Here is a 25,487-nt window from a genome sequence, read left to right as displayed (position 1 = left end):
TGACTATTGATTATTATTAAGCACGCTGTTAACACTGCATAAGGTGGGGCAGCGCTGGCCGGCCTCAAGAGCTACACCGTCCTGGGTATTGCTGGTAAACTTCATCACCTTGCCACTACGGCCGGTGATATCATTGTTAAGGCTGTCGACAGCTACCAGCACCATTTTTACAGGGCCGGATTTATCTTCGCCAAGATATATGCGTACGCCCCGGGCGCCTTTCTGGTCTAGTAAGGCAATTATAGCATCGCGGTTAAATTTCTCAGCAAGCGGAAAACTTACGATGTAAGCGGTATCATGCAGTTTACGGGCCATCTGCATTTGGATAAGTCTGAAAGTAGAGGTAAGCTTAATGGCTGTATCAATCGGGATAATGTGTACCTGGGCGCTGTCCTTGTTGTAAGGGATATGATCGCTTGGATTTTTTGAGTGACATTTACAAAGGGACATAACGATGCAAATTGCAAGGCATGCTAGGGTGAAAATTTTTAGTGATCTCATGATGAATTGTTTTTAGGGTTTTTTAGTATGATTTATAATGTTTGTTATCAGTTGGTTAGCAGTAAAGCTATAAAATTCCTGGCAGGATAAAGTAACCGCTAATAAACAATTATTAACAGCGGGATAACACGGTAAAAGATGCGTACTTGTACGCAATAGTTTATTCCGGAGATATTATTTTATCGTATTAATACGCTTGATGATCAAAACTCGTTACTTCTTCCAAATAAGAGTTTAAACGGCGAATATCTACCCCCGGCCTTCACTTTAATACAAAACAATTTAAACTTAATACATATGTTTACGTTAATTAGTTCAATTGACTGAACGATAGGAATGAGCAAAATATTTACAATAACCACGGGATTAGAGAATATGGGCGCCCTGCGTACGGGTGGGCAGGGCTCAGTGTATAAAGGAAGGCGGATAGGGCCAATAATTACGGCTGTAAAAATATTGCCCACACCGATCCATAGCGAAAGCATGGAAGATAAAAACTACCGGAACTTTTTAAATGAAGTAGAAAAGCTGAAAAAGGTAAATGAAGTTCCAAACCCTAATGTAGTCAAGATACTGAATTCAGGGATTACCGAGAGCGGTTCATTTCCCTTTATTGAGATGGAATTTATTGAAGGCCCCGACCTGGAAGATTTGCTGAAAGCGCCAAATGAAAAAATATTCACAATTAAGGAAACCATCAAGCTGGCCGACCAGCTGGCCTGCGCTTTGTCGCATTGCCATAAGGTAGGCGTAAAGCATGGCGATATTAAGAGCAACAATGTAAAATTCAATACCCATTCAGGAAATTATGTATTGCTTGACTTTGGGCTGTCAATAATGTCAGACGAGCAAAGGCGAAGCAGCATGCGGCATGCCGGTGCAATAGAATTTATGGCGCCGGAGCAGAATGAAGGTAAGATGCTTTTCAGTACAGATATCTACAGCTACGGCATCATACTTTACGAATTGTTGGCAGGGCAGGTACCGTTTCCGCTACATGATAACGGAGAAACAGCGAGGAATACGGTAATGCTCGCGCACATGGAATCCCCGGTGCCGGATATGCTGGAACTGCGCAGGCAAAACCTGCCACCAAGCTGGCCCAAAGCGCAGCAAGACCGGGAGATGCAGGTGCCTGCATGGCTGATTACCCTTATTTATCGATGCCTTGAAAAACAACCGGAAGGGCGTTACAACGATGGTACAGAATTAAATGAAATAATAGCGCAAAGCAGCGTAGCTGAAATAAAAACAGAGATAGCTAAGGAAATTGCGGCGGAAAAACCATTGGCAGAATCTAAAGTCGGCGATGGGAAAATGACCATTTCAAGCGGGGTTTTTGCTGCGTTAGTCCTATTACTTGTTGGCTCATTGTTTTACAATGTTTACGCTATATTAACTGAAAATAGAGTGCAGACGAAAGTTATCCGACAAGCGGTCCCTGATTCAATACAAAAAGCTGATAGTACACCAGTGGTTCCGAAACGGGAAAATACCGATTACGGGAAAAAGCAGAAACTGACGGATTCAGTTACTAAAAGCACGATTAACGATGCCATAAAAGCAGACCAAAATAAGACAGGAAACCCTGATAGTACCGGTACAGATACAACAAATAACCCTCAGAACTAATGGATCAAAAACCTTCAATCTGGCAGCGCATCGGCATCCACGACTGGTTTTTAACCAGTGAAAATACCGGCAAGAATAAAAAGCAGCTTACACTCACCCCTGATGATGTTTATAATTATGTTATCGACAAGTTTACGGATAGCATACGCCAATTATCATTCGCGGGTCGCGTCGTTTTTTATCATGAATACATCATCAGCCTTAATTCAGAAGATTATAAGGAATTTATTAATAACAAAGAAGGCATATTTGGGCTAATAATAAATGAAAGCGTAAAAAGATTCTATGAGTTATTGAAGCAATATCGCGAAGCGGGCAAAACAGTAGAGCCCTCAAGCTCTAAATGGGTATTCCGCCTGGTATCGCATCCTGATTATGCAAGGGGCGATATAGGTTTTATTGGCAAGCTATTGCCCGGCAGTAACAAGAAAGAAGATAACCTGCGGGTAACTTTTATTCCCCGGCAAACTGGCATTGCGCAAACATTTGATATTAGCGAAGACATACTTAAGGGCTTTAATTATTACAGTGAGGGGTATTATGAAATTCCTTATTTAGCGGACTTGGCCTCTGATGAAAAAGGTGCGGAAAAGAAAAAAGAGAAATACCTTGCAAGGCTGGAAAGTATCCTTCCTGAAAAGCAGCTGGCCGGTAAAAAGGTAGAGTTTTTGATGAATGATGAGGAGATTATAGTTTCGGGTGGGGAAGAACAAAGAGAAGAACCATATATCTTTAGAATTCCTTCGGAATGGGTAAATACCCCACATCTTTTGATTCGTTTTAATAAGGCAGATAGCAAATTTTACCTGTCGTCGGTAGGTGAACAAACTATTTTGAACGAGGAAACCGTGCCCCGGAGCGATATTAATTCACCCGTATGGCAGGAACTGCCTGTAAATTCTAAAATATTGTTGAACGGCATTGTTGGTATCAATATTTTCAAATCATAAATATGTCACAAATACTATCCATAGGTTTATTGATCGTTAGCGTAGCATTGCTGGTTTCACATTTCTCCGACATTAAAAAATCACGTAAGATAAATGAATGAGCAATTCTTCGGATTATCCGACACCGGCAAACAGCGTGAAAACAATGAGGACCTCTTTATTGCGCAGCAGATTCATGGCGGCAAATTTATACTGGCTTCGGTTATTGATGGTGTAGGTGGTTATGCCGGTGGCGAAATAGCTGCCGAACAGGCAAAAGCGGCCATTATTGATTGTGCCGGAAAGCCTTTTAATGAAGCTATCCCAATGCTTGCCGAATGTTTTTATTTAGCAAATGAACGTGTTGTTGCTGAAAGAAAACACAGTGACAAATACCAGGAAATGAGTTGCGTTGCTACTGTTGCACTGGCCGATATATCGACTAACCAGTTTTACTACGCGCATGTGGGCGATACCCGGCTATATTTATTCCGTGATGGTTCGTTAGTTAAAATATCTCATGATCAGTCGTTCGTAGGTTTTCTTGAAGAATCCGGTCGTTTATCTGAACAAGCTGCGATGGAACATCCCCGCAGAAACGAGATTAACAAGGCCCTGGGATTTGAAAGTAACCTAGATCAACATGCTGATTATATTGAAATCGGCCAATCGCCTTTCCTGCCGGGCGACCTGTTGCTTTTATGCAGCGATGGTTTGTCGGACATGTTGAGCAGCACTGAAATGATCTCCATTTTAAGTCGTTCCGGTTCCTTAAAAGAGAAAACCAGGTTACTTATTGACATGGCCAATGAAAAAGGAGGCCGGGATAATGTTACCGTAGTATTGGTGCAAAACGATAAAACACCACAACAGTATGCCGCAAATAAAGTAACGGAAAGCGTTGCTAAACCGCAACCAGTAGTAAAACAATTAGAACAACCCGCGACAGGTGCACCAGTTCATCGAAAAAGAAATAATATTGCTGCTGTGATTTTCGCTATCCTGGCATTAATATTCCTGGCTACCAGCATTTATTTATATCGGTTACCGCCGGTTGTTAAAATAATTGTGCCAGCCAAAAAGATCCTCAGCCAAGCGGAAATTAAATTGCAGCAAATAATAAACAATGCAAAAGGACAATCAATTATACTTACAGATACTTCCTTTGCCGGTCCGATTATTATTAATCAGCCTATCAGGATTGATAAGGACTCATTAGTACTTAAAGCAAAAGGGAATATTATACTGCAATGCGATACCGGTTATAATGGCCCCGCTATTATCTTATCTTCAAAATGCAGGCACATTGTGTTGGATAGCTTATCATTCAGCGGTTTTACTACCGGGGTTGATGTAACAGGAAACGTATTGTCGCTTAAAAACGTGCGGTTCAATAATTGCAAATCAGCAATTCGCCAATCTTTTACACTGGCAGATAAAAAATACTTTAGCGGCCAGCTACCTGTACTATCATTAAAGGCTGATTCATTACCTGTTAAAACCAAATAGACCGATGGCGCAAGCAACACCAACATCAGTGTCACGAAAAAAGGAGCGTTTGTTCCTTTTGCTGGTGAGCGTACTTTTGGGCCTGCTGTTCCTGCGTTTATACCAGGTTAGCCAGGATAGTTTTGCCGATGTAGATAAACGCCTGCAGGATGGCACAATGGTTAACCTGAATGCAAGGGGCGCTGCGGGCAACTTTAAACAACTGCTGCAAAAAGGCTTTTACTTTGACGACCCGAAGGATATAGAACTTATCGGGAACGTTGTTGACAAGCAAATGACCGGTACAACGTTTGATAACATTGGCGATCTGAATAAATCAAAATATAATATTGATGCAGATGAAGCCTTTACTGCCGGTGGCCAATCATTTAAAGACAGAGTTTTAGTATCCCGTGCCTTATTAGGTTATACCGGTGCCGATTCCTTGCGATTTTTACAGGAGAAAAATAGTCCTCCGCAATTGCCGGAGCAAACAGATATAGGTTTAAGCGGCTATAGCATAAGTGGGGAAGTACATGATAAAAGATCGCCAGTTGCGAGTGTCTTGGTACGATTGCAAATGGTTATTCCGCAGGATAGTACATTCAACGATGAGGAAACGGATCAAACTAAAATAAAAAAAATAACTGGTAATGGCTATCAGTTAACCTACGTTGCCGATGCGCAGGGGCAAAATCACCTGCAAACTATTATTGCGTATGCCCGCACAGGTTCAAATGGCGAATATGCATTTCACGATCTGCCTGCAGGTAAAGCATTTGTTATATTGCCGCTACAGCCCGGTTACCAGTTTGGCCGGTCAATGGGTACCGAAAGTTTGGATAAAGACCAGGATTTTAATTTCAGCCGTTCACCACATACCGTCAGGCTGTTATCAACCAAAGATTTCAATATCCTAAAAAAAGAAAAAGCGCTCATCGTTCGCACGCCGGCCGAATTTAACTTTTGGTATATAATTATAGTCGTGGGTTTTTTCCTATGTTTTTTCATTATGCACGGCTTTTTAAGCCTGAAGTTTCCTGCCACCGACCAGGTCATACTGCCGTTAATAATGATACTTACCGGCATTTCGTTTTTAATGCTGCTTAGCATACAGGATCCTTTACGCGACCGTTTTTTTGCTAAAGAGTCACTTATATATTTAGTGCTTGGGTTTGTAATCATGGCCATATTGTTATCCTGCAATATCAGGCGGTTTAATGCCGATTCAGGTGTTTATAGATTGTTTCTGTTTAAGAAAGATCCTAAAGCAGCAAACGGCTGGCCTTGGATAATCCTTGCAATGGCTTTATTGATGCTCACCATTCTTTTTGGTTCAGGTCCTGAAGGTAGTGGGGTTAAAGTGAATCTGTTCGGCTTTCAGCCCAGCGAGATCGTGAAATACCTCGTAATTATTTTCCTGGCGGGATTCTTTGCGATCAACGAAAAATTTATCAGTGAATACGCCACCTGGCAAAAACGATGGTCGTTTTTTTCATTTGCATTGATAGCTATAGGTGCAACGCTTTTCCTGTTCCTTATGCTGGGCGATATGGGGCCCGCGATTATTATTTGTTTCACTTTCATTATTCTCTTTTCATTTTCGCGCGGTGATTTCATCTCAATGGCAATAGCAGTGGTGTTTTATGTGCTGCTTACCTGGCTATTTAAAAATGTTTGGTTATCTACCTTAATTACAACTATAATGTTGGTTGTAGTTATGTTTAAAGGCCGGCGGTTAAGTGAATCTGCTATTATGGCGCTGATCATCATATCCGGATTTTTAACTATCGATAAAATACCGCATCTGAATAAGCTCATTCCGGGCCCGGTAGAGCGTTTGTCGGACCGTAAAGCGATATGGGAAGATGCCTGGAATAACGAAGTTTACGGCGGTGACCAGGTAGCCAACGGTTTATGGGCCATGTCGGGTGGGGGAATCACAGGGCAGGGTGTAGGCCGGGGCTTTGCAAAAACTATCCCCGAGGCACATACAGATATGATATTGCCTGCCATTGGCGAAGAGTTTGGCTGGACAGGCATAGTTGCTATATTTTTATTATTCCTGTTATACCTGCACCGATCCATAATTATTGGCCGGCGAACAGGCACCCCTTTTCTCTTTTATTTGTGCTCGGGTATAGGTATTTGCACATTCATCCAATTTTTATTAATAGCGGGCGGTTCTACCGGGGCGTTACCATTATCGGGAGTAGCATTACCATTTGAAAGCTACGGCGGCTCGTCTCTTGTCGCTAACTTTTTAGCCGCCGGATTTTTATTGTCGGCATCAAGGGTTAAGGGGACGGCTGTACAAATGTCGTTTATTACCAAACAACAGGATCATAACCTGGTGCCTGCTTTATTGGCTGCATGTATAGGTATCATATTGCTGGTAGTTAATATATCAAGTTACTTGTTTCAAAGCAATAAATGGATAGTTAAGCCTGCTTTAGTAGCAGATAAAAGCGGTGCTCGTATGTTTAGTTATAATCCGCGTATAGCTATACTAATGAATAAACTGCAGGCCGGTACGCTCTATGATAGAGCCGGGCGCATACTGGCAACCAGTGATCCCTCATTGATCAAAAAACAACAAAATATACTAAATGAAGCAGGTGCAAGCCAATATGATCTGGATTCGGCCATGCACAAACGGCTTACACGATATTATCCGTTTGATGCGCAAATGTTCTTTTGGACAGGTGATGCTAATACAGGTATTTTTAACGGTAGCATAAACGGTTATTTTGCCGAATATGAACATGCCGCTGAATTGCGTGGCTTTCAAATGCCGGTAACTGATTATAATGTACGGGCCAGTCGTTATCAGGAGGATCGCTTTTTGCCAAGGGGCATAAAGGAAATGTCGGTACAAAAACGGGATTACAGTGCGCTGGCGTCCTTGCTTATTGCAGGTATTAACAGTGATGAAGTAACAGAGTTCAAAAAGCGCAACCGTGATGTACAGCTGTCGGTAGATGCGGAATTGCAAACTGATATACAGCAAAGCATGGCTGCGGATACATCACTTGCGGATAACCGTGTATCGGTAGTAGTGATGGAAGCCGCAACCGGTGATGTGCTGGCCTCCGCTGTATACCCCTTGCCACCAATACATAATTACGACCAGTTGACCATGCCTGTCACCGAACAAAATAAGCTGTCACAATGGATGACGACCAGTGACCTTGGCTTTACTTATGCCACACAGCCAGGCTCAACGGCCAAGGTGCTTACCGCCATGGCATCATTTAATAAACTGGGTATGGCTGCAAATGATGTTAAGTTTAATGTAAGCATGGCTGAGCGTATCAGAACAAAAGGTGTGGAACCGGATGAAACCGGGTTAATCACCCTTGAGCGTGCTATCGCCAAGTCTAATAACGTATACTTTATTAAGTTGGCTAACCAGGAACACCTGGAAGAACAGATGGGCGATCTTTATTTAAAAACGGGAATGTTCCTGCATGGGGTTGGTGGTTATTTTTATACCAAAGCGCCCGATAATGTACAGCAGGAAGAAAAATGGAAGGACTTATGGCGCAAAACAGAATTTAACACCAAACCAAAGTATGATCCTGATAATATCCACCGCACCCGTGCTAAAGGGATATCGGGCATGGCATGGGGGCAGGGCGCATTAATTGCTACACCTGCCGCGGTTGCAAGGATGGTATCGGGTGTTGCCAATAACGGGCTATTGTTGGCCAACAGGTTTGTGCTAAAGGCGGATGGTATCCCGCAGCCTGTAAAATCAGGTATAAAACTGGCTAATGATCCGCAGTATGCGGCCATTATTACTAAATACATGATTGAGCAGAGTGCACCTAAAGCTGAGATTTTAGGCATAAGCGTTGCTGGAAAAACAGGTACACCCGAACGTATCTGGAAACAGCAAAGTATAAATGATGGTTGGTATGTATTTTTTGCGCCTATGGCAAAAGGTACGGGTAATTTAGTGGTTTGTATACGCATCGAGTCTACAAGGGGATCATCAGATGCGGTGCACCTTGCGGGGCGCGATATTATACCATTATTGTTAAAAAAGGATTATATAAAAAGTATTGCAGATAATTGATTTTACCATGTTTGATTTATTTAAGAAGAATGAAAATAAAGGCCCGCAGGATGTAAAAAGTCTGCGCGATGCATTGCTTCGTTTTATAAAGGCCGAATTACAAAAAGCAGAAGGGGGAGAGGGCAGCCACATTAAAGGAGTTAATCTGTTTATCACTGCCAACGGTAATGAAAAACATATTTACGAAGCCGCGGTTTATGCTGGGGAACAAGACAAGTTTAAGCAGGAGATTCAAAAGATAGCGGACGACTACGCCCTTGAACTACCGGCAAACTGGGCATTGGAGATCACCTTTGACGAACCGGTTCCGGACGAGGCTTTAAAATCAAAAGAATTGGATGCTGCCTTATTTATCCGCACAAAAGATCATACGCTGCTCAAAACCGGTTCTGCCTATATTACTATACTAAATGGTGAGGCGGAACAGGCGGGCTATCAAATTACTTCTGATGATGGTAAGATCAATATTGGCAGGGAGAGAAGGGCACAGGTGGCCGGTGGGTTCTTTCGTACCAACCATATTGCTTTTCCCGGTGATAGCGCTAACCCAGGCAATAAATTTATTAGCAGGCAACATGCGCATATTGAATGGGATAATGAGAAAGGATGCTTTATGCTTTACGCCGATGAGGGAGGAGTGCCCCCGGGTAATAAAATTAAGGTTAAAACATTAAAGGATGATAACCTGATCAAACTACATTCGACTGAAATAGGCCATAGTTTGACCGGCGGGGATCAAATTATATTAGGCGACTCAGCCGTACTGGAGTTTAATTATCATCCTGTAAATCACTAAATGCTTAAACAGTTTAAGCATATTGCCGCGAAACTGCTTTATGAAAGTTGGAAACTGTGAGCGAGATAGTTATCTTAGTTTGATGAATTCGCTTATCCGGAAAATATGTTTCCTGTTCCTTTCATTGGTCTTTTCCGGTGCGTCTATTTATGCCATGAAAACAGTTCCTTCAACCACAGTCGATATTTCTACCCTTAATGGTTACCTGTCGAGAACGATTAATATTGCTTTTACTTTTGATGCACCGAAAGAAGGTGCATGGGGGCACACCTTAGCGGCCAGTGATTTTAAACTGATAAAAGCGGCCGGTTTTACCGCGGTAAGGCTTCCAATCCAATGGGTAGCCAGAATGGATACCGTGGCTCCGTATACAATAGACCCGCAATTCTTAGCACGGATAGACTGGGCCATCAGCGAAGCATTAAAAAATCATTTGGCTATTGTACTGGATAACCATTTGGATGCACAATTGATGAAGGAACCAGCGGTTTTTCATGAGCGGTTCCTGAGCCTGTGGAAGCAGTTGTCGACTCACTACAGTCATAAACCACAGCAGGTGATGTTTGAAGTTATGGCAGAGCCGCACGAACAGCTCGATGCGATTTGGAACGATTATTTTAAGGAGGCGCTGGCAATTATCCGGGAAAGCAATCCGACCCGCCCGGTTATCGTGGGCCCACCATTTTATAACCTGGTATACAAACTAAATGATCTGCATTTGCCGCAGGACGATTACCTGATCCTGACGGTTCATTATTATGATCCTATTCAGTTCACCATGCAGGGAGAGGATTGGTTTCCTATGGGCAAACCACGCGAGTGGATCGGGACCCAATGGCTGGGGACCGAACAGGAGAAGCGGGTGATCAGCCATGCGATGGATGCCGTTTCAGATTGGGCAAAAAAGCAGGGGCGACCGGTGTTTTTAGGCGAATTCGGTGCCGGCGATCATGCAGATACGGTTTCCAAGGCACGTTATTTTAGCTGTATCAGAGAACAGGCGGAACTGCACGGTTTTTCATGGGGCATTTTTAATTTCGCAGTGAAATTCAGCCTATACGACCAGAAGGAGAAAACCTGGCATCAAGGTTTGTTAACGGCTTTGATACCTACTGGTAAACGATGATTGGATGGTTTAATAAGTTAAGCCTTAATGGTTTCAATCTCTTGAACAAGTAGTCATAATTCGAGTGGCTTCATATTTCCCAACGAGATTCAAACACAAAAAGTACCTCGGTCGTACAGAAACATAGTATCTAAAGATTGCCTAAAATAAAAACCGCCTATAACGCAATTAGAAGCGGTTTTTGAAATTCCGTGACCCCAAAAAGTACAGATGTCGAACTCTTTTATTGAGGATGTAAAGAAAATTGCTGCGTTAAGGGAAAAATCAATACAATGATGTTACACCGCAAATATGTCCCCCGGAATTTCTATTCAATAAATTTCACACCAATTTTCGGGCGCTTTCAGCTATAGGTTCGTCATTAAAGCTGGCAAAGTTCATTTGTACATATCCATCATCGTCAAACTGAAAAACCTGCACACCGTAACTTCTGTACCATTGTCCGGCAGTATTGTGCCATTCACATTCAAACCTTACAGCCATCCTGCTTTTAAGGGCACCCCACAGATCCAGCTTTAGTTTAAAACTTAATTGCTGTTGCCATTTATTGTTCAGGAATTGTTTAATTTCCTCACGTCCGTTCAAAAATTCTGTACCATAACGAACTTCAGCATCAGGAGCATAACCAGTTATTACTTTTTCAGGATCGAGCGTGTTCCATTCGTTTTCTATGATCTGTAATTTTTGTGCCGCATTCTCCATATCCCATGGTGGCAGCGGAAATCTTTGTTCTGTTTTCATGGTACAAATGTCATTATATGCAGGACTGGATACCATGGATAAACCGTGTTTTGACATGGACAAATGCAATAAGCAATTATGAAATCGTTATAATTTAATTTCAGCTGATCAGTAACCTTTTTAATGAGAATTAGGCGTTTCCGCGATCAAATCCAACAGTATCTCTGAAAAACTGTGGAGATATAGCCACATTACTTTTAAAAAAACGGCTAAAATAAAACTCGTCATTAAAACCCAGTTCATAGGCAATCGATTTAACAGGCTCAGACGTTAGGTATAACTGTCTTTTTGCTTCAATAATTATTCTGTCAGCAATAAGGTTTGACAATGTCTTATTAAAATAAGTTTTACTTAGCCTGTTTAGGGCTGCTGTGGAAATGTTTAGTAATTCGGCATAATCACCAGGACTGTGAAGTGATTTAAAATGTTCATCGATGGCATCTTTCAAACTATTTAAAATAACCGGCGCCTTTTTGCTTGATACCGCTTCTAAATGCCTTTGTTCAATTTTGATCCGGGAAGCGTTGATGAGCAATATTTTTAAATAGGATATCAATACCTCGGGTTGCGAAGGGCCCGGGCGTTCCATTTCAACTTTAAGCCCGGTTATGATAGTTAACAAATACTGCGCTTCATCAACAGTTAAATTGATGACCGGCGACTCATAAATGTTATTAAAAAGAACGCCATTGCAAGAAACTTCGTTCCGGTGCTTATGAAGACAAAAAAACTCAGGATGAAAATTAACCATAATCCCTTTGAAACCCTTTTTGCATTGGATCTTAAATGGCTGGTAAAGAGAAAAGCACATGAGGCTATTTTCTTTAAAACTGTATTCCGAAATATCGGCTATCAGACTTCCTTTACCCGCTAAAATCAAAATCACAGAAAAATAATTATACTTCTTTAAACTATTGAAATATTCATCGCTCCCGAACGGAAAAACTTTAAACACCAAAGACTTACTTTGAGGATTAAACAGTTCTAATGCGTTGTCGTTCATTATAAATTTGTTTAAAATAAAAAAGGCGCAAATCAAACTATAGAATCTCTATGATTAACAAACGTATTGTTTTCATTTTGATTGAAATAAAAACAGCCTTTAGATGTGTCTAAAGGCTGTTTTGAGGTATGGTGACCCGGGAGGGGTTCGAACCCTCGACCCACTGATTAAGAGTCAGTTGCTCTACCGGCTGAGCTACCGAGTCATATTTTTTACGGGTTGCAAATATATAGCAATTTATTAAAATGGCTAATATATTTTATTAATATGATGCCAGTACATTAAAACCAATACCAGCAATGCCTATTTTTTCCCAATTGGCCTGACTTGTTTCTCTTGAAATTATGTTACCGCTTAATACACTTGCCGAAAACATAACCCCTTGTCCTTTACTGTTTTCTATCCACTCAAGGCTTACAAAAAATTTATCTTCAACATAAATGTGGTAGGGCTCAAGGTCGACAGTTATCTTTTCCTGTCCTTTTTTTACCGTGACAAAAATATTTTGGTGCTGCAAAATAGTATCTGGTTTGCCGCTTTTAACGTTGTAAAAGTTGAGCCGTAGTTTTACTGAATCGGTTGCGGGATGGGCAAGCGATGTATTAAATTGTTTAAGGTGAGTGGGTGCCCGTTTTATCCTGATAATGGCGCCTATTTCATTGCCTAGCGCGCTGCTTGTAAAACCAACATCAGTTGTTTTTGATTGGGTTGTATTGCCTAATATGCTTTGTTTGGGTTTGCGGCTGTAAACCTTAACTTCTTTAAGCTGACGATTATCCGGCGATAACGAAATAACTTTAGTCCCGTTATAATTCCTGATAAAATCACTTACCAGGAATGTTTTTGGAACATAACCGATCATTGAAATTCTCAGGCTATCAGCATTGTTATTATTAAGCGTAAGCTTAAAATAGCCATTATTGTCTGTTACAGTGCCGGTAGCTTTACCAATTAGGCCAATATTTACATATTGCAGCTTTTCACTGGTTTTGGCATCATTAATAGAGCCTTCAATTACCTGTGCATGGGCACAGGCAAATCGTAGTACAACCAGAACGGCAATAAATAATATTTTTTTCAAGATTGATCTAGGCTAAGGCATATAACTCGTCTCGTTGTTTTTGTACGGCATCACTGTTAATGTACTCGTCATAATCCATTAGTTTATCAATATAACCGCCAGGGGTTAATTCAATAATACGGTTAGCCACGGTTTCAACCAGTTCATGATCCCGTGAGGTAAAGAGGATAGTTCCCCTATAGTCTTTCATGCCGTTATTAAGCGCTGTGATCGATTCCAGATCAAGGTGGTTGGTTGGTTCATCAAAAATCAACAGGTTGGCTTGTTGCAGCATCATACGGCTAAACATACAACGCATTTTTTCACCACCTGATAGTACATTACTCTTTTTCAACACCTCTTCGCCAGAGAATAGCATGCGACCTAAGAATCCACGGATAAACTGATCATCCTTTTCGCCAGGAGAATATTCACGTAGCCAGTCTATCAGATTTTCATTCTTTCCTTTAAAATAATCCGTATTATCCATTGGAATATCAGCCATATTAATGGTAACACCCCATTTAAATGTGCCCTTATCTGCTGTATCGCGACCTGCTAAAATATCATAGAATGCTGTTGTAGCTAAGCTATTTTGTGAGATAACGGCAATCTTATCTCCTTTATTTGCTGTGAAACTAATATTGGCAAATAAGAGCTCGCCATTAAGCGTTTTTGAAAGATTCTCAACCTGTAATATCTGGTCTCCGGCTTCACGGCCCTGGTTGTTGAATATAATGCCCGGATATTTACGGTTTGATGGCTGTATTTCGTCAAGGTTGATCTTATCCAAAGCTTTTTTACGACTGGTGGCTTGTTTTGATTTGGATGCGTTAGCGCTAAATCTGCGGATAAATTCCTGCAATTCTTTAACCCGGTCCTCAGTCTTTTTATTCTGATCTGAACGCTGTTTTAATGCCAGCTGACTTGATTCATACCAGAATGAATAGTTGCCGGTATAAATGGTCATTTTTGAGAAGTCGATATCAACTACATGGGTACAAACGGTATCTAAAAAGTGCCTGTCGTGCGATACTACCAGTACAATAGCCTCATAGGTCGATAAAAAGTCTTCGAGCCAGCTTACAGTATGTATGTCAAGGTCGTTGGTAGGCTCATCGAGTAATAATATATCGGGGTTGCCAAAAAGTGCCTGTGCTAATAAAACACGTACCTTTTGGGTGTTATCCAGTTCCTTAACCAGTTTATAGTGATATTCTTCTTTGATACCTAGATTGCTCAATAGGGTAGCGGCATTACTTTCGGCGTTCCAGCCATCCATTTCGGCAAAAAGATTTTCAAGCTCACCCGCGCGTTCGCCATCTGCGTCTGTAAAATCTTCTTTCAGGTAGATGGCATCTTTCTCCTTCATTACGGCATACATTTCTTTATGCCCCATCATTACGGTTTCAAGTACCGAATATTCGTCAAAAGCATAGTGATTCTGGCTTAATACCGCCATACGTTCGCCGGGAGTAAAACTTACTGAACCACTGGTAGGGTCAATTTCGCCTGAAAGTATTTTTAAGAAAGTTGATTTCCCTGCGCCATTAGCACCAATAATACCATAACAGTTACCCTGGGTAAATTTCAGGTTAACGTCTTCAAATAATGTTCGTTTGCCGTAGCGTAGGGATAGATTGGATACCGTTATCATGCTGCACCTTATATTTTGTGCAAAAATACGGTAAATTTTACAATTAAACCCTGTAGCTGGCATTATTGCTTATACAGCATCAAATGCCCGATATTTCCCCAATAATATTCCCATGAGGAGTAACATGAGGAGTAAGTTCCTCGTAAATATTTTAGTGCCTGTAAACTAAATGCTTTTTTTTGTCGTTACTGATACATAATTAAGTAAAATTAGCCTTGTTGTGTATCTTTTGGAACAGACTTTGACTTACAATTATTAAACAATTAAACTTTAGAGAAGAAGAGCAAAGTTATGGGAACACTAATTTTAGGCTTAATTATTATCAACGCATTTTTGGTAATAGCCCACGCCATTAATAAACAAAGAAAAGGTACTTACTAAGTATTGAATTTTAATTCAATATACTAAGCAGGTTTGCTGTTTCATCGTCAGCCAGTTTTTGTAACGGGCCCGATGCAACCATTTTCATCATCATATTTAAATCCGCAGCAATGGTGAAGTGTACTTCGGTATAATTTTCATTGCCGGATAAAATCCATTTAAGTTCAAGATCAAACGGGGGCTTTTCAGCAGGGATTATTCTTATAGCTGTGTCAGGGGTACGCTCTTCAATTTTCAGCGCCAGTTTTATCATATTCCTGATAGTAAATCTTGCCTCATCCACAGTCGACGACCAGTCTGAGATATCATCAGGCATTAATTGCTGATGATTATTCATATCAGCCAAAAATTGGTAAACAGTATTTGTTGGTTTATTTATAGAAACGGTACTCTCGAAGGTAGACATATTTTTCAGTTTGCAGTTATCAGTATTCAGCTTGCATTACATTATTAGATGGCCAGGTTACTGTAAAACTGCAAACTGCCCACTGCAAACTGAATTATCTTCCCCATTCAGATGGGTTTTCACGCCATTTTTTTAGCATATCTACATCATCAGTACTAACATACTGGTGCTGTTCAGCATATTTTATTAAAGCGCTATAGTTTGATAATGTAACAAATGGACATTTTGCTTCAGTAAAATTCTCTGTCGCTACATCAAATTGGTAGGTGAATATAGCGGCAAGCCCGGCTACGTGGTAGCCTGCCTCGCGTAAAGCTGCAACAGCCTGTAAGCTGCTTTTGCCTGTCGATATCAGATCTTCAATTACTACAACCCTTTTACCAGTTACAACATCACCCTCAATAAGGCTGCCTGTGCCGTGTTCCTTTGGTTTTGAGCGTACATAAATAAATGGCAAGCCTAATTCCTGTGCAATTAATACTCCTTGTGGTATGCCTGCAGTAGCTACACCGGCAATACAGCCAACAGCGCCAAACTTTTCCTGAATTAACTGTGTTAACTGCTGACGGATGTAGGTGCGTACAGTTGGATGTGACAGTGTTATGCGATTATCACAATAAATTGGCGATTTCCAGCCTGATGCCCATGTAAATGGATTATTAGGTTGTAATTTAATTGCTTTAATTTGCAGCAGGAATTCGGCCACTTGCTGTTCGGCCTCACTATTATTAAACATGGCTCAAAAATACAGAATTTATATTAATGAAAAGGTAATCCTGCTCACAGAATCGGAACCTAAGAAAGTAGAAAGTTATGAACGCCTTGATGCTGAGACTTTTGACTTGAAAATTATATACACCTGGATACTTAAACATCATAGTAATCTTTTTTATATTTTATGCGATGATGCTAAGGTTTTCCTTAAAAGTGTAGTAAATAACACTACACTTATTGAGGCCGCAGGTGGACTTGTTAAGAACGAAAATGGTGATTATCTGTTCATTTACCGTAATAATAAATGGGATCTGCCTAAGGGTAAAATAGAGAAAGATGAGAAAGTGAAAGTTGCCGCTGTGCGCGAGGTGGAAGAGGAGTGTGGTATAAGAGTAAGCAAGCTTGGTAAAAAAATATGCAATACTTATCATGTTTATATCAGCAGGGAAGAGGTAGTGTTAAAAAAGACCTACTGGTTCAGCATGAAATATAAAGGGGCAGGTAGATTAAAACCACAGATAGAAGAAGGCATAACGGATGTACGCTGGTTCAGGAAACATCATATTGATGCTATCCTGATGAATACCTTCCCATCAATATTAGATGTGCTGGTTGAAAAGGACCTGATTAAAGATAAGCCAGTGCCTCTTTCGGAATAAACTGGGCAACATCGCCATTGTACCGCATAATTTCACGTACAATGGTTGAGCTAATGGATGAGTACCCCGGTTTACTTACAATAAAAATGCTTTCTATCTCAGGCACCAGCGAGTGGTTCATTTGTGCTATGGCTTTTTCGTATTCAAAATCTGACACGGTACGAATGCCGCGAATCATATAATCGGCACCAATGGATTTGCAGAAATTTACGGTTAAGCCCTCATAAGCTACGATATGAATTTTGGGCTCGTTCTCAAAAACAGCACGCAGCATTTTCTCACGGGTTTCCACACTTAAAAAACCTGATTTGGAGCTGTTGACGCCTATGCCGATATAAATCTTATCGAACAAGCCGATCGATCTTTTTACAATATCAACATGTGCCTTGGTAACGGGATCAAACGAGCCCGGGAAAAGAGCAATTTTCATATATAACGTATGAGGTTGTTACTGCAAATATAAAAGAAACCGGGAATCTGACAATGTTAAACCATAATGTCATTTCGACCGGAGGGAGGAATCTTCTACAGCATACATTAACGCGGTTAATCCATCGCAGAAGATCTCTCACTATCGTTCGAGATGACATCTGCATTACTGGTTCACTTGAAAAAACGAAAACGACGAATGCCCATATTTTCGTTGCTCGGTAAAAGCCGGGTGATTACTCAGGTTTTGTAAAGATTGGTGCTCAACAATAAGTAAACCGCCTGGCAGCAACAGGTTCTTCTCAAATATGATCTTGGGTAGCTCGGGGATCTGGTTCATATCATACGGTGGATCAGCGAATATGAGGTCATATTGCTCGGTTTCCAGTTGCAGATATTTCAATACATCAGCCTTAAATGTTTTTATCTGCGTTAGCTTATGCTGGCGGGCGGTATCTTTCAGGTAATTGATGCAGTGAATGCTGCGGTCTATCGAAACAACTTCGGCAGCACCCCGCGATGCAAACTCCAGCGATATATTACCCGTTCCGCTGAAAAGGTCGAGCACTTTGATGCCTTCGAATTCAATTTTATTGAGCAGGATGTTAAATAGAGCCTCTTTAGCCAGATCGGTAGTAGGGCGAACAGGTAAATTTTTAGGCGGATTTAATCGCAGCCCCTTTAAAACACCTCCGATGATGCGCATAACGATAAAGCTATAAGTGGCAGTATTTTATGGGGTTTAACTTCAGCTGGATAATCCAGTAAGTTAAAGTCGTTAAGTTCAACAGTTTTGAAAAAATCAGCAAGGCGGATTGCATTACGATCATCCAACTCGATATCGCCGCTTAAAATCAAGTTTAAATTTTGAGGTTGAAGATCGAGTTCTTTAGCAGCAAGCGCTACATAATAAACCAGTTCATCCGGGTTAAAGAAATTGAACCTGTTAAAGAAGCGAACTTTATCACCTATACAATACAATACCTCAACTAAGTTCAGGTTATCTATATTTAAATATAAATTATTAGGCTGCGGATTATAATTGGCTATGGCGGTTATCCAGCCTTTAGCCAAAAAAACAGGATTTTCGAGACTATATGGCTCTGCCCTGTTAATTAACGATTCATCAACTTTATAAATGATGTGATTTTCGTTGTCCAATGGTTGTGCAATTACTTTCTCGTGGGATTGTACATCTAAAAAACGTGCAAGATCAGCCACTCGGTCTTTACTATATAAAAGTGTAGGCACAAGGGTGAAGCCGGTGGAAGGCAGGCCGGTTACGATCTGCCTGAAATTATAATTTAAAAGGTCGTGATTATGCCCGGGCTCGTGTAAAACATCCAGACTGCAATCAATTCCCATAGCAACCAGCCTGTTTTTATGAACAATGGCATATGAGAATGTATCCGGGTACATTTGCAGTACTAAAATATAATTATCAGTAACCTGGTACAGGTGTATATCTTTATCCCGGTAGTAGTTAATATTTTCGCTCATGCTCTTGAACAAAAGTAATATTTTTTAGCAACACTAATTTCACGAATTTAGGAAACACGAAATAGCATTAATTTAACTGGTATGATAGTTTTAATTAGTGCTATTCGTATTAATTCGCTTAATTAGTGTACTTAATTATGTCGTCAGCAGATCATATCCTCAAAGCATTCCCTCATGAACCAACTGCCCAGCAGATGGAGCTGTTTGGTAAACTACATGATTTTATTGTGAGCGATAACGGCGAAGAGTGCTTTATATTAAAGGGTTACGCCGGTACGGGTAAAACCACCATAGTAAGTGCTTTGGTGAAAGCTTTGCGCAATTACAACTACAAATATGTATTGCTGGCACCTACTGGCCGGGCGGCAAAAGTGATCAGCAGTTATTCGGGGCGCAAGGCTTTTACTATTCATAAGCGTATCTATCGTAAAAAATCGGCTTTAAATGTAGATGAATCTTTTTTACCGGGCGATAATATGGCTACTGATACCATATTTATAATTGATGAGGCATCTATGATCTCGGATGAGATCAGCGGAAACAACCGGGATACGCTACTGCACGACCTCGTGAAATACGTTTATAATGAAAAGAATTGTAAGCTATTACTGGTAGGCGACACAGCTCAGTTGCCGCCGGTTGGTTCAGATGAAAGTCCCGCGCTTGATCCAGAGCTGATGAAGGCGCAGTTTGGCTTAACCGTTTTTAGTTACGAACTTACGGATGTGTTGCGCCAGCAAAAGGATTCGGGCATATTGTTTAACGTTACCCGTGTGCGGGATATCATCAGGCAGGAAGAGATCAGCAATCCTCAGATCATCACCAAGGGTTATAAGGATGTGTTCAGAATGGGGAGTGACAAGCTGGAAGAGGGGCTGAACTATGCCTACAATAAATATGGCGATGAAAATACGCTCATTATTTGCCGCTCCAACAAGAATGCTAATTTATACAACCGGCAGATCCGTGGGCGCATATTATGGCGCGAGGAAGAACTTACCGGCGGCGACCAGGTGATGGTGGTTAAGAATAATTATTTCTGGTTGCAGGATCAAGAGGAGGGCAGCACCGGCTTTATTGCCAATGGCGATATTGCCCGAATACGCAAGGTGCGCAAGTTTGAGGAGATTTATGGTTTTCGCTTCGCGGATGTGCAGCTGGAATTTACTGATTATGCTGAAGACCCGGTACTGGATTGCAAGATCATGCTGGATACACTTTATTCAGAAGCCCCGGCTCTGCAGCCTACAGATCAGAAACGCTTTTATTTAGAAGTGATGAAAGATTATGAGCACATCACCAACAAGCGCCAAAAACACGAGGAGTTAAAGTTAAACCCATACTACAATGCATTGCAAATAAAATTTGCCTATGCCATTACTTGTCATAAAGCACAGGGCGGCCAATGGGATGCCGTTTTTGTTGACCAGGGTTACCTGACTGATGAAATGGTGAATATGGATTTTCTGCGCTGGTTTTACACCGCCTGTACGCGGGCCACCAAGGAGCTATTTTTAGTAAACTTTAACGATAAGTTTTACCATGCGAAGAGGGAGGTGGAGTTTTAATCCAAGCAACGTGGGAGAGGTGTCATGCTGAGCGCGAGTCGAAGCATGAGCGTAAAGGCCTGCCCACACACTTCGACTAGCGCTCAGTGTGACACCCTTTGTTTAATGAGATAAGGAAATAATTTGCACATTTGCATATAAGCACATCTGCACATCAAAATACGCACATAAATAAACATGCATCTATTATATCCCGCTTTTTTATTTGCATTGGTTTTACTGGCTATTCCTGTTTTGGTGCACCTGTTCAATTTTCGCAAATACCAGAAAGTGTATTTCAGTAATGTACAGTTTTTAAAGGAAATAAACGAGCAGCAGTCATCCCGCAGGAATTTAAAGGAACGGCTCATACTTGCAGCACGATTATTGGCTCTTTTCTTTTTGGTACTTGCTTTTACCCGGCCGTATATCAGTAATCAGCATACAGAAAATGCGGGCTCACAGCAGGTGGTGAGTGTTTTTGTTGATAATTCATACTCCATGCAAACCCTTAATAGCGAGGGTACATTACTTGATGAAGCCAAACGCCGTGCAAAGGAGATCGCATCAGCTTATGGGATAAACGACCGGTTTCAATTACTTACGCAGGATTTTGAGGGGAAACATCAGCGTTTATTGAACCGGGATGAGTTTAATGATGCGGTGGATGTGGTAAAGATCAGTCCGCAAAGCAGGAGTTTACAGCAGATTATAAACAGACAACAAAGTTTGTTGGGGATGCAGCCGAATGCATTACGATCTATCTATATTATATCTGATTTTCAAAAAAATATAACCGGATCGCAGGCTCTTAAGATAGATACGGGTACACACACCAGCCTGGTACAGCTTAAAGCAAGCAGCCTCCCCAATGTAGCTGTGGATTCTGTTGCTTTATTAAGCGCTGTACACCGCCCGGGCGAAAGTGAGAAGTTAGTAGTGCGTCTGCACAATTATGCTGATGAAAAAGCCGAAAAGATCCCCCTTAAGGTATTGATCAACGGCGAGCAAAAGGCTTTGGGGAGTTATACCATTGCACCACGATCTGCACAAAATGATACGTTGTCGTTCTCGGGTTTACAGGCTGGCTGGCAACGCGGCGAGATCACATTACAGGATAACCCGGTTACGTTTGATAACCAGTTTTATTTCAGCTTTAATGTAAAACAGCAAATGCCTGTTTTATTGATAGATGATGGTATTGCCAATACTTATTTAAAGGCGGTTTTCGCTTCCGACCCATTTTTTAATGCACAACGGGTGCCTGCAGGGAATGTAGATTATGCAGGGTTAAATGCCTATCCGCTTATTGTGTTGAGCGATATTAAATCCATATCAACCGGACTGGCGCAGCAATTAAAGTCTTATGTTAGTAAAGGCGGTACTTTGGTGGTTTTCCCCGCTGTTGATGCGGACTTGTCCAGCTATCATTCCTTATTACAGCCGGTGAATGCCGCTTATCCTGAAAAATTAATTACAGAAGCCACGAAAGTTACGGCTATCAACCTGCAAAACCAGGTGTTCAAAAATATCTTCGATTCTTTTCCTCAAAATCCGGATCTGCCGGTAGTGAAAAAATATTATCAGTTAAGCGCGTCATCCGGCAGGAATGAAAACCTGATGCAATTACCGGGCGGGCAATCTTTTTGGGAAGATAATGCCAGCGGCAAAGGGAAAGTATATGTAGCAGCAGTACCGCTAGATGAGGATTTCAGTAATCTACAGCACCATGCGCTCTTTTTACCGGTAATGTTCCGCATAGCCTTGCTTAGCGGGCACGATCAGCCCTTGTTTTACACACTGGGGCACGATGAAACTATTGAAATAGCACCTGTACAAACCAATGAAAAGCAATTGTTAAAGTTGGTTAAGGGTCAGGTGAGCATTATCCCCGATGTTCGCCAGCAGGAGGGAAGTACCTTGCTTTATATAGCAGACCAGGTAAATGAATCCGGTACTTATGATCTGAAAAAACAGGATAGTAGTCTCGCCGTACTGGACTTTAATGATAACAGGAGCGAATCGGATCTGAGCTATTATAACAAGGCTGATCTGGCTAAAATATTACCTAAAACTGCTGATATATTGCAGAGTAGCAAAGCCTCATTAAAAGGCGAGATAAGTGAATTAAATATTGGCTTACAATTATGGAAACTTTGTATAATTTTGGCATTGATATTTCTGGCTGCTGAAATATTGCTTGTGAGGTACTATAAGCCTGTTAAACAAGTAGTTCAGTAATCAGTATAGATCAAAATAAAACCACTCTTAAAGCTGCGCAAATGAATTTGCTTATCAAATCCGCGACAATTATTGATCCCAATTCTCCATTTCATCAAAAAGTTGCCGATATCCTGATTGAAAAAGGGCATATCAGCTCCATTGCATCAAATATAGATGCCGATGTGGAAACTGTTGATGCGAAAGGCAAATATGTATCCCCCGGTTTTTTTGATCTGAACTGCAACATTGGGGAATTAGGACTAGAAACCAAGGAAGACCTGCAAACCGGTACAAAGGCAGCAATGGCAGGTGGTTTTACCGGCCTGGCTTTAATGCCCAATACCCAGCCACCCGTACATTCAAAAGCCGAAGTGGAATACCTGCTTAACCGCGCTAAAAATAACCTGGTTGATGTTTACCCGATGGGCACCATCTCGCACAAACGTGATGGCAAGGACCTGGCCGAAATGTATGATATGTTCCTGAGTGGCGCAAAAGCCTTTACCGATGGAAACCGCCCGGTACAGGATGCGGGTTTAATGGAACGTGCTTTACTTTACACGCAAGGTTTCGACGCGCTGATACTTTCATATCCTGAAGACACAGCCATAGCCGGCAAAGCAAAGGTACACGAGGGGGAAGTAAGCACGTTATTGGGAATGAAAGGTATTCCATCATTAGCTGAAGAACTGATGATAGCCCGCGATCTTTACCTGGCTGAATATACTGGCTCGAAGATCCACTTCAGCACTATTTCAACCGAGCGCTCTGTTGAATTAATAAAAGAAGCTAAGCGCAAAGGCTTAAAGGTAACCTGCGATGTTGCCGCGCATCATTTGCTCTTAACAGATGAGGCTTTAACGGGCTTTGACAGCCAGTATAAAGTAAAACCCCCACTACGTACCCAAAAGGATGTGAAAGCGCTTATAAAGGGCTTAAAAGACGGTACAATTGACGCTATAGTATCACAACATACACCGCACGAAGTTGAATTTAAAGATGTAGAGTTTGAAGTAGCTGAATTTGGTATGATAGCTCTGCAAACTGCTTTTTCAACTGCATTATCAACCGGACTGGATATTAACCTCCTGGTAGAAAAATTAGCAATAAACCCGCGTACAATATTAAATGTTGAACCTGCAGTAATAGCGGAAGGCAGCAAAGCAAACCTAACCTTATTTGATGTGGATGCTGAATGGGAATATACCCGGAAAAACAACCAGTCGAAATCTTATAATTCTCCCTTTATAGGGCAGAATTTAAAAGGTAAAGTAATGTTAGTATATAACAACAATCACCTTTTTAAAACCAAAACAACATGATCGATTCAAAAATTGAAATAGCGATAGGAGATGCTCTGGTAGCGTTTTCTGAATATAACAGCTTTGATGCAACACAACTTACCGAAGTTTTTGGTGAAGTTTTTGAATCAGACGAAGACTTTTTAACCAAGGTTGATGAACTGGACGAGGTTTTTGATGATAATCCCGAAATTGAAGTTTTGCGCGAGGTGTTTTTCGACCTGTTGCTCATCAACTTTTTCAGTGCTGATGTAAAGAAACTGGAAGATGACTACCTGGAAACTGCAGAATGGGAAGATATTGAAGAACAAACATTGGATAGGGGAACCGAATTGCTAAATCTGCTGCTCTATCTTAATGAGTGCGAAGACGAGGATATTGAACCCGAACTGGAAGATTATCTGAAAGAATTTTTACTGGTTGATGAGGATGAGTTTCAGGATGAATATCGTATTTACGAGCCCGTTATTGCTAACCAGATATTGATTGATAGTCCGCCTGCAGAGATCAACAAAGTGGCCCTAAGCTTGCCCGAAGATTCGGAAGTAAAAGAGCTTTTTTACCCGATGATGTGCTTCTTTCAAAATATTGAATCAACTGAAGAAAGTAGAAAAAATATTGCCGATCATGCTGTAAGTCCGGATTTTGATATGGCAGTTTATGATATATTACAAGCGTTTAATTAATTGATATGCCAGAAGAAAGTATTGATAGCCGGGTTAGAAAAGGTGGTTTAATAAGGGGTTTGATTTTAGGTTTTATCGTATTGGCGCTATCCATAGTTTCATTTTACTTTATAACATCTGCCAGCACAACCCCCGTTATGGCATTAGTGGTGCTTTATGGATTTTCAACCATTATACCGCTTGCTGCTGCTATTTATTTTGCATTTAATTTAAGAAGTACGGTTGGCGGGTACCTCACTTTTAAGCAGGCGGTAACGGGTGCTTTTGTTATGGTACTTACCAGTTATGTTTTGTTAGTTATTGGCAGGGACCTGGCGTTTGTTAAATTGGCTGAGCCTGATATGGCCCCAAAAACGGAAACTGCCATGCTGAAAAACTCTGCAGATATGTACAAGCAACAGGGTATACCACAAGCAAAGATCGATATAAAGATAGCTGAGATGAGAAAACAATTTGGGGATGGGCAGGGGACAAGTGTTGGCGGTATAGTAACAAATTTTGTTGAGAATATTATACTTTTATTTGTACTGGCTATATTAATTGGGGCGATCAGTAAAAAAGAATCACCAACTTATCTAAAGGCATAACAGACCCGCATTTTATGAATTAAAAGGGCCGTTCAACTTG

Annotated in this window: 22 protein-coding genes and 1 tRNA gene; 12 read left to right on the top strand and 11 right to left on the bottom strand. The window is 41.2% G+C overall.

What is annotated here, in order from left to right; all coding sequences use genetic code 11:
* Positions 1–3: 3 nt before the first annotated feature.
* Positions 4–450 (bottom strand): hypothetical protein, encoded by a 447-nt coding sequence (locus BLU33_RS12420; RefSeq protein ID WP_091373092.1) that lies wholly within the window; start codon positions 448–450, stop codon positions 4–6.
* A 387-nt stretch (positions 451–837) separates the two neighbouring features.
* On the opposite strand from BLU33_RS12420, the gene BLU33_RS12415 reads away from it, so the two are divergent.
* The 6 genes from BLU33_RS12415 (at position 838) to BLU33_RS12390 (ending at position 10,553) form a co-directional block, all read left to right on the top strand.
* A complete protein-coding gene (locus BLU33_RS12415) occupies positions 838–2,133 on the top strand; it encodes a serine/threonine-protein kinase (RefSeq protein ID WP_091373089.1) in 1,296 nt (431 codons plus the stop codon).
* Entirely contained in the window at positions 2,133–3,083 is a 951-nt protein-coding gene (locus tag BLU33_RS12410) for a hypothetical protein (RefSeq protein ID WP_091373086.1), read from the top strand. The genes BLU33_RS12415 and BLU33_RS12410 overlap by 1 nt, the downstream gene beginning before the upstream one ends.
* A gap of 93 nt (positions 3,084–3,176) precedes the next feature.
* Positions 3,177–4,571 carry a PP2C family protein-serine/threonine phosphatase gene (locus tag BLU33_RS12405; RefSeq protein WP_091373084.1) on the top strand — a complete coding sequence of 465 codons (1,395 nt, stop codon included), beginning with the start codon at positions 3,177–3,179 and terminating at the stop codon, positions 4,569–4,571.
* Positions 4,572–4,575: 4 nt separating this feature from the next.
* Positions 4,576–8,631: an FtsW/RodA/SpoVE family cell cycle protein gene (locus BLU33_RS12400; protein WP_091373082.1), complete on the top strand. Its 4,056-nt coding sequence runs from the start codon at positions 4,576–4,578 to the stop codon at positions 8,629–8,631.
* A 7-nt stretch (positions 8,632–8,638) separates the two neighbouring features.
* Positions 8,639–9,427 carry an FHA domain-containing protein gene (locus tag BLU33_RS12395; RefSeq protein ID WP_091373080.1) on the top strand — a complete coding sequence of 263 codons (789 nt, stop codon included), beginning with the start codon at positions 8,639–8,641 and terminating at the stop codon, positions 9,425–9,427.
* Between the two features lie 82 nt (positions 9,428–9,509).
* The gene (locus BLU33_RS12390; protein ID WP_157682132.1) at positions 9,510–10,553 is read left to right on the top strand and encodes a glycoside hydrolase family 5 protein; all 1,044 of its coding nucleotides are present in this window, start codon (positions 9,510–9,512) and stop codon (positions 10,551–10,553) included.
* A 321-nt stretch (positions 10,554–10,874) separates the two neighbouring features.
* Here the strand turns inward: BLU33_RS12390 and BLU33_RS12385 are convergent, their stop codons facing one another.
* From BLU33_RS12385 to pyrE, 7 genes are all read right to left on the bottom strand, one after another.
* Positions 10,875–11,294 carry a DUF1348 family protein gene (locus BLU33_RS12385; protein WP_091380473.1) on the bottom strand — a complete coding sequence of 140 codons (420 nt, stop codon included), beginning with the start codon at positions 11,292–11,294 and terminating at the stop codon, positions 10,875–10,877.
* Positions 11,295–11,424: 130 nt separating this feature from the next.
* Positions 11,425–12,297: a helix-turn-helix domain-containing protein gene (locus BLU33_RS12380; protein WP_091373076.1), complete on the bottom strand. Its 873-nt coding sequence runs from the start codon at positions 12,295–12,297 to the stop codon at positions 11,425–11,427.
* Between the two features lie 129 nt (positions 12,298–12,426).
* Positions 12,427–12,502, bottom strand: a tRNA-Lys gene (locus BLU33_RS12375).
* Positions 12,503–12,559: 57 nt separating this feature from the next.
* Positions 12,560–13,378 carry a carboxypeptidase-like regulatory domain-containing protein gene (locus BLU33_RS12370; protein WP_157682131.1) on the bottom strand — a complete coding sequence of 273 codons (819 nt, stop codon included), beginning with the start codon at positions 13,376–13,378 and terminating at the stop codon, positions 12,560–12,562.
* Positions 13,379–13,385: 7 nt separating this feature from the next.
* On the bottom strand, positions 13,386–15,014 hold the full coding sequence (locus BLU33_RS12365) for an ABC-F family ATP-binding cassette domain-containing protein (RefSeq protein WP_091380470.1): 1,629 nt from the start codon (positions 15,012–15,014) through the stop codon (positions 13,386–13,388).
* Between the two features lie 391 nt (positions 15,015–15,405).
* Positions 15,406–15,801, bottom strand: a complete 396-nt coding sequence (locus BLU33_RS12360; protein WP_091373072.1) for an SRPBCC family protein — start codon at positions 15,799–15,801, stop codon at positions 15,406–15,408.
* 94 nt (positions 15,802–15,895) lie between these two features.
* Positions 15,896–16,537 carry an orotate phosphoribosyltransferase gene (gene pyrE, locus BLU33_RS12355; RefSeq protein ID WP_091373069.1) on the bottom strand — a complete coding sequence of 214 codons (642 nt, stop codon included), beginning with the start codon at positions 16,535–16,537 and terminating at the stop codon, positions 15,896–15,898.
* Between pyrE and BLU33_RS12350 the strand changes: the two genes are divergently transcribed.
* A complete protein-coding gene (locus BLU33_RS12350) occupies positions 16,536–17,174 on the top strand; it encodes an NUDIX hydrolase (protein ID WP_091373066.1) in 639 nt (212 codons plus the stop codon). The two genes, pyrE and BLU33_RS12350, sit on opposite strands and share 2 nt — an antisense overlap.
* Here the strand turns inward: BLU33_RS12350 and coaD are convergent.
* From coaD to BLU33_RS12335, 3 genes are all read right to left on the bottom strand, one after another.
* Entirely contained in the window at positions 17,143–17,604 is a 462-nt protein-coding gene (gene coaD, locus BLU33_RS12345; protein ID WP_091373064.1) for a pantetheine-phosphate adenylyltransferase, read from the bottom strand. The genes BLU33_RS12350 and coaD overlap by 32 nt on opposite strands.
* A 165-nt stretch (positions 17,605–17,769) precedes the next feature.
* Positions 17,770–18,309 (bottom strand): 16S rRNA (guanine(966)-N(2))-methyltransferase RsmD, encoded by a 540-nt coding sequence (gene rsmD, locus BLU33_RS12340; RefSeq protein WP_091373061.1) that lies wholly within the window; start codon positions 18,307–18,309, stop codon positions 17,770–17,772.
* The gene (locus BLU33_RS12335) at positions 18,285–19,103 is read right to left on the bottom strand and encodes a DUF3822 family protein (RefSeq protein WP_091373058.1); all 819 of its coding nucleotides are present in this window, start codon (positions 19,101–19,103) and stop codon (positions 18,285–18,287) included. The genes rsmD and BLU33_RS12335 overlap by 25 nt, the downstream gene beginning before the upstream one ends.
* Before the next feature lie 137 nt (positions 19,104–19,240).
* On the opposite strand from BLU33_RS12335, the gene BLU33_RS12330 reads away from it, so the two are divergent.
* From BLU33_RS12330 to BLU33_RS12310, 5 genes are all read left to right on the top strand, one after another.
* Positions 19,241–20,671: an ATP-dependent DNA helicase gene (locus BLU33_RS12330; RefSeq protein WP_091373056.1), complete on the top strand. Its 1,431-nt coding sequence runs from the start codon at positions 19,241–19,243 to the stop codon at positions 20,669–20,671.
* 177 nt (positions 20,672–20,848) lie between these two features.
* On the top strand, positions 20,849–22,891 hold the full coding sequence (locus BLU33_RS12325) for a BatA domain-containing protein (RefSeq protein ID WP_091373052.1): 2,043 nt from the start codon (positions 20,849–20,851) through the stop codon (positions 22,889–22,891).
* Positions 22,892–22,932: 41 nt separating this feature from the next.
* Entirely contained in the window at positions 22,933–24,195 is a 1,263-nt protein-coding gene (locus BLU33_RS12320) for a dihydroorotase (protein ID WP_091373049.1), read from the top strand.
* The gene (locus BLU33_RS12315; protein ID WP_091373046.1) at positions 24,192–24,860 is read left to right on the top strand and encodes a hypothetical protein; all 669 of its coding nucleotides are present in this window, start codon (positions 24,192–24,194) and stop codon (positions 24,858–24,860) included. The genes BLU33_RS12320 and BLU33_RS12315 overlap by 4 nt, the downstream gene beginning before the upstream one ends.
* Positions 24,861–24,865: 5 nt before the next feature.
* Positions 24,866–25,447 carry a DUF4199 domain-containing protein gene (locus BLU33_RS12310; RefSeq protein WP_091373043.1) on the top strand — a complete coding sequence of 194 codons (582 nt, stop codon included), beginning with the start codon at positions 24,866–24,868 and terminating at the stop codon, positions 25,445–25,447.
* The last annotated feature ends 40 nt before the right edge of the window (positions 25,448–25,487 follow it).

Origin of the sequence: Mucilaginibacter mallensis (assembly GCF_900105165.1) — a bacterium.
GTDB classification, from domain to species: Bacteria; Bacteroidota; Bacteroidia; order Sphingobacteriales; family Sphingobacteriaceae; genus Mucilaginibacter; species Mucilaginibacter mallensis.
The sequence above is the reverse complement of the archived record's forward strand: the minus strand, read 5'-3'. Positions and strand labels throughout refer to the sequence as shown.

What these genes read in the sequence shown, in the direction of transcription:
- pyrE (WP_091373069.1), bottom strand. Translation starts at nt 16,537, where the DNA reads ATGTTTAATAATAGTGAGGCCGAACAGCAAGTGGCCGAATTCCTGCTG.
- BLU33_RS12390 (WP_157682132.1), top strand. Translation starts at nt 9,510, where the DNA reads ATGAATTCGCTTATCCGGAAAATATGTTTCCTGTTCCTTTCATTGGTC.
- BLU33_RS12385 (WP_091380473.1), bottom strand. Translation starts at nt 11,294, where the DNA reads ATGAAAACAGAACAAAGATTTCCGCTGCCACCATGGGATATGGAGAAT.
- BLU33_RS12405 (WP_091373084.1), top strand. Translation starts at nt 3,177, where the DNA reads ATGAATGAGCAATTCTTCGGATTATCCGACACCGGCAAACAGCGTGAA.
- BLU33_RS12365 (WP_091380470.1), bottom strand. Translation starts at nt 15,014, where the DNA reads ATGATAACGGTATCCAATCTATCCCTACGCTACGGCAAACGAACATTA.
- rsmD (WP_091373061.1), bottom strand. Translation starts at nt 18,309, where the DNA reads ATGCGCATCATCGGAGGTGTTTTAAAGGGGCTGCGATTAAATCCGCCT.
- BLU33_RS12360 (WP_091373072.1), bottom strand. Translation starts at nt 15,801, where the DNA reads ATGTCTACCTTCGAGAGTACCGTTTCTATAAATAAACCAACAAATACT.
- BLU33_RS12335 (WP_091373058.1), bottom strand. Translation starts at nt 19,103, where the DNA reads ATGAGCGAAAATATTAACTACTACCGGGATAAAGATATACACCTGTAC.
- BLU33_RS12315 (WP_091373046.1), top strand. Translation starts at nt 24,192, where the DNA reads ATGATCGATTCAAAAATTGAAATAGCGATAGGAGATGCTCTGGTAGCG.
- BLU33_RS12330 (WP_091373056.1), top strand. Translation starts at nt 19,241, where the DNA reads ATGTCGTCAGCAGATCATATCCTCAAAGCATTCCCTCATGAACCAACT.
- BLU33_RS12395 (WP_091373080.1), top strand. Translation starts at nt 8,639, where the DNA reads ATGTTTGATTTATTTAAGAAGAATGAAAATAAAGGCCCGCAGGATGTA.
- BLU33_RS12415 (WP_091373089.1), top strand. Translation starts at nt 838, where the DNA reads ATGAGCAAAATATTTACAATAACCACGGGATTAGAGAATATGGGCGCC.
- BLU33_RS12400 (WP_091373082.1), top strand. Translation starts at nt 4,576, where the DNA reads ATGGCGCAAGCAACACCAACATCAGTGTCACGAAAAAAGGAGCGTTTG.
- coaD (WP_091373064.1), bottom strand. Translation starts at nt 17,604, where the DNA reads ATGAAAATTGCTCTTTTCCCGGGCTCGTTTGATCCCGTTACCAAGGCA.
- BLU33_RS12320 (WP_091373049.1), top strand. Translation starts at nt 22,933, where the DNA reads ATGAATTTGCTTATCAAATCCGCGACAATTATTGATCCCAATTCTCCA.
- BLU33_RS12420 (WP_091373092.1), bottom strand. Translation starts at nt 450, where the DNA reads ATGTCCCTTTGTAAATGTCACTCAAAAAATCCAAGCGATCATATCCCT.
- BLU33_RS12310 (WP_091373043.1), top strand. Translation starts at nt 24,866, where the DNA reads ATGCCAGAAGAAAGTATTGATAGCCGGGTTAGAAAAGGTGGTTTAATA.
- BLU33_RS12350 (WP_091373066.1), top strand. Translation starts at nt 16,536, where the DNA reads ATGGCTCAAAAATACAGAATTTATATTAATGAAAAGGTAATCCTGCTC.
- BLU33_RS12410 (WP_091373086.1), top strand. Translation starts at nt 2,133, where the DNA reads ATGGATCAAAAACCTTCAATCTGGCAGCGCATCGGCATCCACGACTGG.
- BLU33_RS12380 (WP_091373076.1), bottom strand. Translation starts at nt 12,297, where the DNA reads ATGAACGACAACGCATTAGAACTGTTTAATCCTCAAAGTAAGTCTTTG.
- BLU33_RS12325 (WP_091373052.1), top strand. Translation starts at nt 20,849, where the DNA reads ATGCATCTATTATATCCCGCTTTTTTATTTGCATTGGTTTTACTGGCT.